This window comes from Polaromonas sp. P3_B4 (assembly GCF_056402835.1).
This window is the reverse complement of record NZ_JBFUGQ010000004.1, coordinates 25,405-38,506: the sequence shown is the minus strand read 5'-3', so window position 1 is coordinate 38,506 and position 13,102 is coordinate 25,405. Positions and strand designations below refer to the sequence as shown.

The 13,102-nt window shown below is 66.5% G+C and carries 13 protein-coding genes; all 13 read right to left on the bottom strand.

The window, feature by feature from the left end:
* Positions 1-2: 2 nt before the first annotated feature.
* The 13 genes from AC1DVV_RS21510 to atzF all read right to left on the bottom strand — a co-directional run bounded on the left by AC1DVV_RS21510 (position 3) and on the right by atzF (position 12,915).
* The gene (locus AC1DVV_RS21510; RefSeq protein WP_477666909.1) at positions 3-680 is read right to left on the bottom strand and encodes a cysteine hydrolase family protein; all 678 of its coding nucleotides are present in this window, start codon (positions 678-680) and stop codon (positions 3-5) included.
* 100 nt (positions 681-780) lie between these two features.
* The gene (locus AC1DVV_RS21505) at positions 781-2,370 is read right to left on the bottom strand and encodes an ABC transporter ATP-binding protein (RefSeq protein ID WP_457282337.1); all 1,590 of its coding nucleotides are present in this window, start codon (positions 2,368-2,370) and stop codon (positions 781-783) included.
* Positions 2,367-3,062, bottom strand: a complete 696-nt coding sequence (gene biuH, locus AC1DVV_RS21500; protein WP_477666973.1) for a biuret amidohydrolase — start codon at positions 3,060-3,062, stop codon at positions 2,367-2,369. Before biuH ends, AC1DVV_RS21505 begins: the two co-directional genes overlap by 4 nt.
* Before the next feature lie 32 nt (positions 3,063-3,094).
* Positions 3,095-4,015: an ABC transporter permease gene (locus AC1DVV_RS21495; protein WP_457282336.1), complete on the bottom strand. Its 921-nt coding sequence runs from the start codon at positions 4,013-4,015 to the stop codon at positions 3,095-3,097.
* Positions 4,012-5,103, bottom strand: coding sequence for an ABC transporter permease (locus tag AC1DVV_RS21490; protein ID WP_457282335.1), 1,092 nt, complete (start codon positions 5,101-5,103; stop codon positions 4,012-4,014). The genes AC1DVV_RS21495 and AC1DVV_RS21490 overlap by 4 nt, the downstream gene beginning before the upstream one ends.
* Before the next feature lie 40 nt (positions 5,104-5,143).
* Positions 5,144-6,247 (bottom strand): BMP family ABC transporter substrate-binding protein, encoded by a 1,104-nt coding sequence (locus tag AC1DVV_RS21485; RefSeq protein WP_477666908.1) that lies wholly within the window; start codon positions 6,245-6,247, stop codon positions 5,144-5,146.
* Positions 6,248-6,287: 40 nt separating this feature from the next.
* Positions 6,288-6,674, bottom strand: coding sequence for an oxalurate catabolism protein HpxZ (gene hpxZ / locus AC1DVV_RS21480; RefSeq protein WP_457282333.1), 387 nt, complete (start codon positions 6,672-6,674; stop codon positions 6,288-6,290).
* Positions 6,671-8,068 carry an AtzE family amidohydrolase gene (locus AC1DVV_RS21475; protein ID WP_457282450.1) on the bottom strand — a complete coding sequence of 466 codons (1,398 nt, stop codon included), beginning with the start codon at positions 8,066-8,068 and terminating at the stop codon, positions 6,671-6,673. Before AC1DVV_RS21475 ends, hpxZ begins: the two co-directional genes overlap by 4 nt.
* 5 nt (positions 8,069-8,073) lie before the next feature.
* Positions 8,074-8,298 (bottom strand): AtzG-like protein, encoded by a 225-nt coding sequence (locus tag AC1DVV_RS21470; RefSeq protein WP_457282332.1) that lies wholly within the window; start codon positions 8,296-8,298, stop codon positions 8,074-8,076.
* Positions 8,299-8,311: 13 nt separating this feature from the next.
* Complete coding sequence (locus tag AC1DVV_RS21465; protein ID WP_477666907.1) at positions 8,312-9,133, bottom strand: ABC transporter ATP-binding protein; 822 nt, start codon at positions 9,131-9,133, stop codon at positions 8,312-8,314.
* A 158-nt stretch (positions 9,134-9,291) separates the two neighbouring features.
* The gene (locus AC1DVV_RS21460; protein ID WP_457282330.1) at positions 9,292-10,128 is read right to left on the bottom strand and encodes an ABC transporter permease; all 837 of its coding nucleotides are present in this window, start codon (positions 10,126-10,128) and stop codon (positions 9,292-9,294) included.
* 5 nt (positions 10,129-10,133) lie between these two features.
* On the bottom strand, positions 10,134-11,153 hold the full coding sequence (locus AC1DVV_RS21455; protein WP_477701590.1) for an ABC transporter substrate-binding protein: 1,020 nt from the start codon (positions 11,151-11,153) through the stop codon (positions 10,134-10,136).
* Between the two features lie 64 nt (positions 11,154-11,217).
* Positions 11,218-12,915: an allophanate hydrolase gene (gene atzF / locus AC1DVV_RS21450; RefSeq protein ID WP_477701589.1), complete on the bottom strand. Its 1,698-nt coding sequence runs from the start codon at positions 12,913-12,915 to the stop codon at positions 11,218-11,220.
* Positions 12,916-13,102 lie beyond the last annotated feature (187 nt).

Sequence of the window (13,102 nt, the reverse complement as noted above, 5' to 3'; positions counted from 1 at the left end):
CTCTAGCAGTGTTGGGGCTGTGCCGGCAGTGCCGCCAGCAACTCGCCGCTGGTGGCGGTCCAGCCGACGATGGCGCCCTGGGCGCGGATCATCGCCACGGCCGCCGACTTGAAGACGGGGAAATAACTTTCAGTGCAGTCTTCCAGCAGCAGGCTGTCATAGCCGCGGTCGTTGGCTTCTCGCATGGAGGTCTGCACGCAGACTTCCGTGGTCACGCCCATGAACAGCAGGTGCGTGATACCGGCATGCTGCAGCCGCTCGTGCAGGCCGGTGGCATAGAAGGCGCCTTTGCCGGGCTTGTCGATGGCGATCTCGCCGGGCAGCGGCGCCAGCTCGGGGATGATCTGGTTTCCCGGTTCACCGGCTATCAGGATGCGGCCCATCGCTCCCATGTCGCCGATACGCAGGGTCGGGTTGCCGCGGCTGCGCTTGGCGGGCGGGCAATCGGCCAGGTCGGCCCCGTGCGCCTCGCGGGTGTGCACCACAAGCCCGCCCGCGCGGCGCCAGGCCTCCAGCACGGCCTTGCAGGCCGGCACGATGGCCTGCAACAGCGAGACGTCATTGCCCAGCGTTTCACCGAAGCCGCCGGGCTCGATGAAGTCGCGCTGCATGTCGATGATGACCAGCGCGGTGTGCGCCAGCTCGAACTCGTAGGCGAAAGGAGCCGCTGCGATTTTCATAGGAGTGCTCCTTCGTGGGCCACCGCGGAACCGGCTTTGCCGGGCTGCTGGTGGCGTCCCCTTGAGGGGGGAGCGGCTGCAGGCCGCTTCGGGGGGGAACTCATCGTCCCCCGCCCATGTGCGCACCCAGCACCTGCCGCTGGGCCCCGGAGGCCGCGGTCTCGAAGACGATGCGCCCCTCGCTCATCACCACGATGCGGTCGGCCAGTTCAAGCAGTTCGTCCAGGTCTTCGCTGACCAGCAGCACTGCCGCGCCCTGCTGCGCCACGCCCCGCAGGCGGGTGTGGATTTCCTTCACGGCGGCGAAGTCCAGGCCGAACACCGGGTTGGCGGCGATCAGCACCTTGATCTCGCCATGCAGCTCGCGCGCCAGCACGGCACGTTGCACGTTGCCGCCAGAGAGGCTGCGAATGGGTGCGTTCTCCCCCTGCGTCTTGATGCCGTAGCCCTTGATCCATTCGCGCGCGCGGCTGCGCCAGAGCCCGAATCGCAAGCGTCCCGCGGCGCATAGCGGCGGCCGGTCGAAGTCGCGCAGCGCCATGTTTTCGGCCACGCTGAAGTCACCCACACAGGCATTGCGCAGCGGCTCCTCAGGCAGGCTGCGCACCTTCAGGCGGTGGTTCTCGCCCCGCGTAGCAGCGTAAGGCTCGCCGCCCACCCGCACCATGCCGGCGGCGCGCGCCCGCTGGCCGACCAACGCTTCGACCAGCTCGCGCTGGCCGTTGCCGGATACGCCGGCGACGCCGAGGATCTCGCCCGCGAGCACCGACAGGCTCAGGTCGCGCACCGCTAGCGTGCCGCGGTCGCCCATGACCTGCAGGCCGTGAACATCAAGGGATGCGGTTTGTGCCGCAACATCGACAGCCCGCACGGCGCTGGTGGCAGGCACCTTGGGTTCCGTGGCCTGGTTTTCGGGGTGGGCCGCGGCCGCATCACCCACCATGGCCTGCGCGAGCCGCGCCGGGTCGGTCGCCGGCACCGATGTGACGTGTACCGCCTTGCCGCGGCGCAAGACGGTCACGTCGTCGGCATAGGCCATGACTTCGCGGAACTTGTGGGTGATGATGAGCACCGTGCAGTGGCCGGCACGTGCGAAGTCGCGCACATGGCCCAGCACTTCGTCGGCCTCCTGCGGCGTCAGCACCGAAGTCGGCTCGTCCAGGATCAGCAGGCGCGGCTTGAGATAGAGCTGCTTGAGCAGTTCGAGCTTTTGTTTCTCGCCGGCGGCCATGTCCAGCGGACGCGTGTCCAGGTCCAGCCGGAAGGGCGTGGTTTGCACAAAGGCCTCCAGCTCCGCGCGTTTTTGCGTCCAGTCGATCAGCGCCGGCGTCTTGCCGCCGGCCAGCAGCAGGTTTTCGGCGACCGTCATGCCGGGCGCCAGCGTGAAATGCTGGTAGACCATGCCAATGCCCAGCGCGCGAGCCACCACCGGATTGGCGATCGTCTGCTCACGGTCGTCGATGACGATGCTGCCTTCCGAGGGCCGCTGGAATCCCGCCACGCACTTGACCAGTGTGCTTTTGCCCGCGCCGTTTTCACCGAGAAGCGCATGCACGGTTCCCGGCGCCACCTTCATGTTGACACCGTCGAGCGCCGTGAAGCTGCCGAACCGCATGCTCATGCGGTAGATGTCCAGCGCCAGCGCGCCGGTGGCGGGCGGCAGGCTGCCGATGGTGATGCCTGGACTCATGGCGTGGCCAGTGCGTCCAGCACCGCCGCCGATGAAGCATGCGCGCCGAACACGCCGCCCTGCATGGTGATCATCTTCAGCGCTGCCTCATGGTTGCCGCGGTCGGTGGCGGCGGTGCAGTCCGACAGCAACAGGCATTCGAAGCCGCGGTCGTTGGCGTCGCGCATGGTGGTGTGCACGCAAACGTCGGTGGTGATGCCGGTGAGAATCAGGTTCTCGATGCCGCGCGTTCGCAGCACCATCTCCAGATCGGTGGCGTGGAACGAGCCTTTGCCGGGCTTGTCGATCACCACCTCGCCGGGCAGCGGTGCCAATTCGGGAATGATCTCCCAGCCCGGTTCGCCGCGCACCAGGATGCGCCCGCAAGGGCCGTCGTCGCCGATGCCCGCGCCGTGGGCGCCGATACGGCGCGAGCGCCAGCGCTTGTTGGCCGGCAGGTCCGACAGGTCGGGCCGGTGGCCTTCGCGCGTGTGGATCACGTGGTAGCCCGCGGCACGCATGCCGGCCATCAGGGCGCTGAGCGGTTCAATCGGCGCGCGCGTCAGCGAGATGTCATAGCCCATCTTGTCCACGTAGCCGCCTTCACCGCAGAAGTCGGTCTGCATGTCGATAACGATAAGCGCGGTGTTGCCGGGCCGCAGGTCGCCGTTGTACGGCCATGGGTAGGGGTTGGCGTTGACGAAGCGTTCCATCTGGATGTTTTCCTTGTCAGTGCTTGCAGTCACTAGCGGGTGGCGGAAAGCTCGCCCGGGCTGCCACTCACGGTGCTGCCTGGCCGGCAGGTGATGACCAGGATCAGCAGGGTGAGCACATAGGGAACAATGTTGAAAAGGTGGTATCCCCAGTTGATGCCGACGGACTGCAGGGCCGGGCCGATGGCGCCGGCGCCGCCGAACAGCAGCGAGGCGTACACGCAGCGCAGGGGGCTCCAGCGCGCGAAGATCACCAGCGCCACCGCGATCAGGCCCTGGCCGCTGGAGATGCCTTCGTTCCAGCTGCCGGGATAAAACAGGGTGAGCGAAGCGCCGCCCAGGCCGGCAACCAGGCCGCCGGCGGCGGTCGCGGCAATGCGGATGGCGGACACCGAATAACCGAGCGAGCGAGCGGCGTTGGCCGAATCCCCCGCCATGCGTACCATCAGGCCAGCGCGTGTGTTGGCAAAGGCCCACCACAAGGCCACGGCCAGCGCCAGCCCGATCGGCACCAGCACATTGATCTGCAGCGCCGAGCGGACGGCGGCCGAGCTGCTCCAGCCGCCCAGCGCGATGGCGGGCAGTTGCGGCGCCTGCGGCTGGATCAGCGGCTTGCCCAGGTAGAAGGCCAGGCCCGTGCCCAGCAGCATCAACGCAATGCCGGTGGCAATGTCGTTGACCCGCGGTAGCGAGCAGAGAATGCCATGCAGTGCGGCCAGCAGCGCGCCGGTGGCCGCCGCCGCCAGCACACCGACCCAGGGCGAGCCCGAGAGCCAGGAGGCGCCGAAGGCCGACATGGCCGACAGCACCAGCACGCCCTCCAGCCCCAGGTTAATGCGGCCGGATTTTTCGGTGATGCATTCGCCCAGGCTGACAAAGAGGAAGGGCGCGCCGACGCGCAGCGCGCCGCCGACGATACCGGCGAAAAAGATCAGGAGCTGGTCGGTGGTCATGGCTTTTCCTCCGGCAAAGGAATCGGGCTCGGCTCCGAAGGGCCGAAGCGGCTGATACGCTCAAAAAAAGTTTTCCAGTCCACATCGCGCAGAGCCTCGCTGGCCAGGATCAGCACAAAGGCGATGCCCTGCAGCACCAGCACCGAGGCATCGGGCAGGCCCAGGCGGCGCTGCAGCAGGCTGCCGGCCGCGCCAAAGCCGCCGAACAGGATGGCCACCGGGATGATGGCCACGGGATGCTGGCGTGCGATGAAAGCCACCAGGATGCCGGCGTAGCCGTAGCCCGCGATCAGGGCGGCGTTGGCATTGGTGTGCACGGCCGCGACCTCGATGGCGCCGGCCAGGCCGGCGCAGGCCCCGCCCAGCGCACAGGCCAGCAGGATCAGCCTGGAGGCCGGTAGCCCGACGAGTTGCGCCGCACGCGGGTTGCCGCCGACCACGCGCACCGCGAAGCCCGAGGGCGTCATTCGAAACCACAGGCCCGCCGCCAGGCAGGCCAGCACGCCGATCACCAGCCCCCAGTGCACATCGGAGCCGGCGATGCCGCCGATGCGCAGGCCTTCGGCCAGCGAAAAAGTCGACGGCTTGTTGAGGCTGGACGGATCGCGCAGCGGCCCTTCGACCAGGTGCTTGAACAGGCCGACGGCCACATAGGCCAGCAACAGGCTGCTGATGGTTTCGTTGATGCCGCGGTATTGCCGCAGCCAGCCAGCCAACCCAATCCACAAGGCACCGGCCAGCGCGGCGGCGAGGCAGACCATCACCGTGCCTGCCATGTTCGCGGGCAGGGGCAGGCTTTGCGCGAGGCCGGCGCAGGCCAGTCCGCCCAGCACCACCGCGCCCTCGCCGCCTATGACTGTCAAGCCCGCGCGCGCCGGAATGGCGACACACAGGGCTGTGAGCATCAGCGGCGCGGCGCGCTGCAGCGTGTTCTGCCAGGAATACCAGTCGCCGAACGCGCCCTTGAACAGCAGCAGCCAGACCTCCAGGGGGCTGACACCGGCGAACCAGGCGAAAACCCCGAACACCCCCAGTGCCGCGATGATGGCGCTGCCCGGCAGCAGGAAGTTGGCGAGGGAGTGGCGCATGGATAAGGAAAGTCTCAGGCCCGCAAGGTCAGCCGCCGGCTCACACGGAGCCGATCACGCCTTCGACCAGGTAGTTCATCTTCTCGAGCTCAAGGTCGGTCTGCTTGAAGACCTTGCCGGAAGGCACGATGGTGCCGCCCTTGTTGTCCTTGAGCGGACCCTTGAAGATGTCGAAACTGCCCGCCATCATCTGCGCCTTGACACCGTCGGCCTGCTTTTTCGCCGCCTCGGTCACGGTGGGTCCGTAAGCCGACATCTTCACGTAGCCCTCCTTCAGGCCGCCACGGATGAAGTTGGGGTGCGGCTTGCCGCTGCGTGCCGCCTCGATGAAGGTGGTGTAGGCCGTGAGCCAGTTCCACTCGGCACCGGTCAGGTAGGCCTGCGGAGCCAGCTTGGCCTGGCTGGCGTGGTAGCCGCAGACCATCTTGCCGCGCTTGGCGGCTGTTTCCACGATGACCTTGGGGCCGTCCACGTGCATGGTGAAGACGTCCACACCCTGGTCGGCCAGGCTGTTGGTGGCTTCAGCCTCCTTCACGGGCATGGACCAGTCGCCGGTGAAGATCACGCTGGTGGTGATGCCGGGCTTGACCGAACGCGCGCCCATGGTGAAGGCATTGATGTTGCGCAGCACTTGCGGGATCGGCTTGGCGGCGATGAAACCGATCTTGTTGCTCTTGGTCATGTGGCCGGCGATCACGCCGTTGAGGTATTGGCACTCATCGATGTAACCAAAAAAGCTGGCGGTGTTTTTCGGGTGCTTGCCTTCCGTCCACATGCCGCCGCAATGCGCAAAACGCGCCGCGGGAAACTTGGCCGCCACCGCCAGCATGTGCGGATCGAAGTAGCCGAAGGAGGTGGGAAACACCAGGCTGGCGCCGTCCTGCGCGATCATGCCGGTCATGGTCTTCTGCACGGCCGCGGTTTCGGGAACGTTTTCTTCTTCCACCACCTTGATGCCCGGCATCTTCTTGAGCTCGGCCGCCGCTTGCGCCTGGGCCTGGTTGTAGCCGTAGTCGTCACGCGGGCCGACGTAGATCACGCCCACGGTCAGGGGCTTTTGCGCGAAGGCAAACGGGCCGGTTGCCGCGGCGCCGAGCGCGGCCAGGGTCTTGATCGAATCGCGGCGATTGAGGAAGTTGCTCATGGTCAATGCTCCAGGGGTTATGAGGTCAAGGAAATGAAACTCAGGCAAGAAGACTCACGTGCGCGGCGACCACGCGCCAGCCCTCGGGCGTGCGCATCCAGGTCTGGCTCTGCCGGCCGGTTCTGGCGCTGCCGGCGCGCTGGAATTCAGTATTGGCGGTCGCCATGTCGCGGCCATAGGTTGTGATCACGGTTTTCAGCAACCGCCGCTCCAGGCCCTGCGCCGGCCGTCCTGCCCGGAAGGCCTGGATGTCGGCGTAGCCGTAAAGGTTTTCCGTCGCGCCGTAGCGCAGGGTGTGCGGGCTGTTCCAGAACAGCTCGTCCAGCACGTCCACCTTGTTGTTGACCAGCGCATCCTCATAACGCGCAAACACCGCCGTGACTTCGGCCAGGACGTCGGGGAGGTTGATGGCAAGGCTGGGGTTCATGCTTGTGTCACCAGTGTGGCGGGCCGGATATGGGCGTCGCCGGCGTCGCCGAGCACCTGTGCGACCCGCAAGGCCAGGTCTTCGCGCCAGGGCGCGGCGATGACCTGCACGCCTATCGGCATGCCGCCGGCTGCCGGCCACATGGGCGCGGTGACCACGGGGCAGCCGGAAAAAGAGATGGGCTGGGTGAGCAGGCCCATCGCGGCGCGGCAGGGCTGGCGCACGCCGTTGATGTCCAGCCACTCGGTGCCGATGACCGTGGCGCCGACCGGTGTGGCAGGCGTGAGCAGCACGTCCCAGTCCTGGAACAGGGCGTTGACCTTGTCGCGGTAGCTGCGGCGAAAGCGCTGTGCGCGCACATACCAATCAGCGGGCTGCAGCGCGCCGGCGATGAAACGGTCCACCGACAGCGGTTCGAATTCGTCGGCACGCGTGCGCAGGTCGCCCAGGTGCAGGCTGCCGCCTTCGCTCGCGGTGATGATGAAGGCCGCCGCGCGCGCCAGTGCAGCATCCGGCCACACCACGTCGGCTTGCGCACCCAGGGTGCGGGCGGCCAGCGCCACCACCTCGCGCGCTTCGGGCCCGGCATTGTCGTGAAAGTACCCGCCCAACACACCGATGCGCAGGCCGCTTGCACCCTTGCCCAGGACCGGAGAGACCGGCTGCACACGCAGCGCATGGCAGCCCGGGTCCAGCGGGTCGGGCAACTGCAGCGCATCGTAGGCCAGCACCAGCCCGCCCAGGCTGCTGGCGAGCGGACCCAGGTGGTCGATGCTGTGCACGAAGGGATAACTGCCGCGGCGCGATAGCCGGCCGAAGGTCGGCTTCAGGCCCCAGACACCGCACAGCGACGACGGCACGCGGATGGAACCGTTGGTGTCCGAGCCCAGGGTGAGGGGAACCTGCCCGGCCGCGACCGCCGCGCCGGAGCCGCCCGACGAACCGCCGGCGATGCGCGTCAGGTCGTGCGGGTTGCGGCAGGGGCCGTAGTGTGTGTTTTCCGTGGTGAAGCCGTAGGCGTATTCGTCCATGTTCAGCGCGCCGACGAGCACGGCGCCGGCCGCCTTCATCTGCGCGACGAGGACCGCATCGGCCGAAGCCGCGGGCAGGCCGCGGTTGATTTTTGAGCCGGCCAGTGTGGTCAGCCCTTCGATGTCGAACAGGTTCTTGACCGCGTACGGCACGCCAGCCAGCGGTCCCAGGGGTTCGCCGCGCGCCCGCTGCGCGTCCACCGCGTCGGCCTCAGCGCGGGCCCGGGTGCGGGTTGTTTCGGTGAAGGCATTGACCCGGCCGTCCGTGCTGTCAATGCATGCCAGGCTGGCATCGAGCAGTTCGCGCGCGCTGACCTGCCCCGCCGCAACGGCGGCGGCCATGGCGGACGCATCAAACACCATGCTTTTCATGACTGCTCGCGCCCGCCGTCGCTGGACGGGAAAACCGCCGGGCAGTAAATTTCGGCCGGCTCGTCGTGCGGGGCCAGCGGCGCCGCGTCCAGCAGCGCGGCCATGACGGTGGTGCGCTGCAGGTGGGCGGCCACGCGTGCCGCGCGGTCCGGCGGCAGCGGCAGGCCCAGCACCGCGCCGGCGCTTGCGACATAACTTGCAATGCTTGCTTCGTCCATCATGGCTGCAGCTTTCTCAACGCCTGACTTCGCGCTGGAAGATTTCCAGGCTGAGTTTCTTGGTGCTGATGAAGCTGGCCTCAGACAAGGTCTCCACCGTGCGCGGACGCGCATCGCCGTAGGGCAGGATTTCGGCTACGCGCGTCGGGCGCTTGGTCAGCAGCAGTACCTGGTCGGCGAGGTACACGGCTTCTTCCAGGTCATGCGACACCAGCAGCATGGTCGTGCCGGTCTGCATGAACACCTCCTGCAGTTTTTCGCGGATGAACAGCGTCATCTCGAAGTCCAGCGCCGAGAACGGCTCGTCCAGGAACAGCACCTCGGGATTGGGCGCCAGCGCCCGCATGATGGAGGCTGTCTGTTGCTGCCCGCCCGAGAGTTCATAGGGGTAGCGGTTCAGGTCGAACTTCACGTCGAAGGAGGCCACGAGTTCGGCCATGCGCCTGTCGACTTCCGCCTTGGATCTGCCTTCAAGCTTGAGCGGATAGGCGATGTTGTCGATGGTGCGCATCCACGGGAACATGGCCTCGCGGTAGTTCTGGAAGACGTAGCCGATCTTGGTGTCTTTGAGCGACTTGCCGTCAAACAGGATTTCGCCCGCGTCTATGGGGATCAGGCCCGCGATCATGTTGATCAGCGTGGACTTGCCGCAGCCGTTGGGCCCGAACACCGAGACGATCTTGTGCTTGGGGATGTCCAGGTTGAAGTCTTCGTACAGCGGCCAGCCGGCGAAGTACTTGGTCAGGCCGCGTATGGTGATGTGCGTGCCGGCCGGGCCGGGCTGGAATTCACGCACCGGGACGTCGGCGAATACGGGAGCATTAATTACAGCGGACATGTCGGACTCCGGTGGGATCCATGGGTAAACACAGCGGTGAGTGACCGCAGGCCTCTCACCTTCAAGCAGGGGCCGCGGAACCGGCTTTGCCGGGCCGCAGGCGCAGCGGCCCCCTCGGGGGGAAGCGCATTACACGAAGTGAAAAGCGTGGGGGCCATTTATCTTCCGCTCCAATGCACGATGCGTCGCTCTGCGACGAGAAAAAGGATATTCAGCGCATAACCCAGGGCGCCGGCAGCCAGGATGGACGCGTACATGTCCTTCACGTTCATGACCTGCTGCGAGTTGATGATGCGGTTGCCCAGGCCGGTGTCGGCGCCGATGAACATCTCGGCGACGATCACGATGACGAGTGCCATGGACACCGCTGAACGCAGGCCGACAAAGCTCGGCTGCAGGCTTTCCCAGATCAGCACGTCCTTGAACACTTGCCAGCGCGAGGCGCCCATGACCCTGGCCGCCATGACACGCTGCTTGCGCGCGTTGATCACGCCGTAAGCGCTATTGAACACCACGATCAGCAGCGCGCCGAAGGCGGCAATCGCTACCTTGTTGATGTCCGACACGCCGAAAATCATCAGGAACAGCGGGATCAGCGCCGAAGACGGTGTGGAGCGAAAGAAGTCGATCAGGAATTCGACGCTGCGGTAGGCTTTTTCATTGCTGCCCAGCAGCACGCCCAGCGGCATGCCGACCGCAGCGGCGATCATGAAGGCCTGCACCGTGCGCCATACGGTGACCGCAAAGTCCTTGAGCAGCGGTCCGCCGGCCAGGCCGCTGAGCAGCGCGCCCAGCGCATCGATGGGTGGCGGCAGCAGGATGGCCTTGATGAAGCCCAGGCGCACGGCCAGGTCCCAGATGATGAAGAGCGCCACCGGGCCGATGAAGGGCAGGGCCTTGTCCAGCGCCGGCTTGCGCTGCACGACGGCCGCCGGCGCGGCCGGAGGCGTCCAGGGTTTGGCGGGCGTTGCCGTCACGGGAGAGGTGGTACTCATGGTGTTCAACCCTTGTAGAGCATGGTGTCCACGATGAGGCGCGAGCTGAAGATGCCTTTTTCGGAGAACAGGTCGAAGAATTTCTGGAAGTGCGCCACGTCGGCCGGGGTGAACTCGTTGTACATGGTGTAGGCGGCCAGCGGTACCTCGCCGGTGAGCGGGCCTTCGATGGCGGTGTAGCCCTTGAGGTACTGGCGTGCCTCGACCGATTTGCTGCGCACGTAAGCCACGCCCTTGCCATAGGCAGCGACGAATTTTTTTGCCGCGTCGGGATTCTTCTTGATGAAGTCGGAAGACAGCGAGGCCGAGCCGCCGAACCACGGCGCCATCGGGTCGCCCAGTACATAGCGCGCAATCACGCCGGCTTCAAGCACACGGGTGGTGCCATTCATGCGGCCTATGGTGCCGGTGGGCTCCAGCGTGTAGGCGCCGTCGATCTGGCCGGCGGCAAGCGCGGCCACATGCTGGCCGATGGGCAGCTCGACCACGGTCGCGCCGGTAGCGCCGCCGCGCTCCAGCACGGTCTTGGCCAGTGTCACGTTCTGGATGCCGGGGCCGGAGCCGACGCGCTTGCCTTTGAGGTCGGCCATCACCTTGGCCGGACTGGCCGCCGGCACGATCACCTCGTCGAGCACATTCTTCACGTTGCTGGGGTTGGAGCAGAAGATCTTGAAGGTGCCGGGCTGGGCGATCTCGCCGATGGCGATGTTGGCCGAACCGGTGCCGTTGGCGGTACCGTCGGCGCGGCCCGAGAGCACCGCCTCCATCACCTGCTGCGCACCGGCGAATTTGAGCGACTCCACGTCAAGGCCGGCCTCTTTGAAGTAGCCCAGCTCGATGGCTGAGTAGAACGGCAGGCCGGCGGCGATGGGCCAGTAGCCGATGCGGATTTTCGGCCCGCCCTGCGCATGCAGGAAGGCGGGCGTGCCCAGCAGCCCCAAAGTGGCGCTGGCGGCCGTGGCCTTGAGCAGCGAGCGGCGTGCCGGGCCGTGGGGGGCGGATGACGGTGTGGGAACGGGCTTCATGAAATGCTCCTGCTGGTGATGGGTAAACGGTGGATGAACGGGTTGGTAAAGGGTGATGAAAGCTTCAGGCCGGTGCGCTGGACTTCAGTGATTCGAGGTAGGCGCGCCAGCCACCCAGATGCGTGATGTCCTCGGCGCCTTGCAGCGCGTGCGCCTCGCAAACAAAACCCTGGACGCTGCCGCCGCCCTCCAGCGCCAGCGTGCCTATGCCCAGGGGCGCGGGGATCAGCGCAACGAAAGAGCCGTAGTGCTGCACCGGCATTTCCCAGATTTCCAGCGCGATGCCCGCGCCCTCGTTGGGGGCCACACGCAGCAGCCCCGGCTTGGGCGGCACCGTACCCGGCAGCGCGTAGAAGCGATAGTCAGGCGCGGTGCGTGCGGGGCCCACCAGCGTGGCGCCGCGCGTTGTCAGCTGGCTGTTCAGCGGCATGCCCGAAAGATGTGCGCCCACCACGGCCAGCCTGACCGTGGCCGCCGGCTGGATGCCTGGCAACGCTGCGGGTGCGGGCAGCGCTTCGTTCAATGCTCCCAGCGGCAAACCAGTGGCATGGTGATAGCGCTGTCCCAACTCAGCCAGTTGCCAGTCGCTGCCCGCCAGCCCCACCAGCGTGATGCCGAAAGGCAGGCCGTCAGGACGCAGGCTGCTGGGCACGGAAAGGGCCGCGTAGTCCAGCAGGTTGACGAAGTTGGTGTAGGTGCCCAGGTTGCGGTTCAGCGTGATGGGGTCGCGCTGCATGGCCTGCAGCGTGTAGTGCGTGGGCGCGGTCGGCAGGAGCAGCACGTCAATGTCGCGCCACATTGCGCCCGCCTGCTGGCCCAGCGCGCGCAACTTTGTTTGGGCTGCATACAGGTCGGCGGCGCTGTATTGGCGGCCTGCGCCGATGATGCTGCGGACCGGTTCGATCACTGCGTCTTCATGTGTGTCGAAAAAATCGCGTACGGCGGTGTAGCGTTCAGCCACCAGCGCGCTTTCATAGAGCAGCGCGGCCGCCTCGGCCAGCGGCGCGAAATTGATGGGCACCGGCACGCCGCCCAGGGCCTGCATGCGGGTGACAGCTTCGCCAAAAGCCTGCTCGGCCAGCGCGTCGCCGCAGAAGCCCAGTGTTGAAGGCACACCGAAACGAAAGCCTGCGGGCAAGGCGGTGTCGGCCATCGCCAGCACGCGCGAGTAGGGATCCAGCGGGTCGTAGCCCATGGCCGCTTCGAGCACGCGGGCGGCCGTGGCCACGGTGCGCGCGAAGATGGAGACGCAGTCCACGCTCTGCGCGGCCGGCACCACGCCGCGCGCGCTGACCAGACCCCTGGACGGCTTCAATCCCACGATGTTGTTCAGGCCGGCTGGTACGCGCCCCGAGCCGGCCGTGTCTGTACCCAGTGCAAAGTCGGCTTGCCCGGTCGCTACTACATAGGCGGAGCCGGAGCTCGATCCGCCTGATACATAGTCGGGGTTGATGGCGTTGGGCACCGCGCCATACGGCGAACGCGTGCCGTTCAAGCCGCAGGCGAACTGGTCCAGGTTGGTCTTGCCCAGCAGTTGCGCACCCGCATCGAGCAGCTTTTGCACCACGGCGGCGTGCGCCGTCGGCGTGTAGGCGAAAGCGGGGCAGGCGGCGGTGGTTGGCACGCCCGCTACATCAATATTGTCTTTGGCCGCAAATGAGAGCCCGGCCAGCGCGCCGCCGCGGCCGGTCGCGAAAGACGATGTCCTGGTAATCCAGGCCTCGGGAGCCCAGCCGGCGTCCGTGCCCGCAGATGTCGTCACCTGCTCAGGTGCAGCAAGCGATTGAGGAGAGTTCGGCGATGAAGAGATGTGCACCAATTGAAAGCATCCATACTTGTGTACAAGATGAGATGCAAGAGCTGTGCCAATCCGTAGAGCCGTCCCAGCACTGCCAGTGACGAAAAGGACTTTGATGTCTGCTTGTTATCCGATTAGGCGTATGAATGTC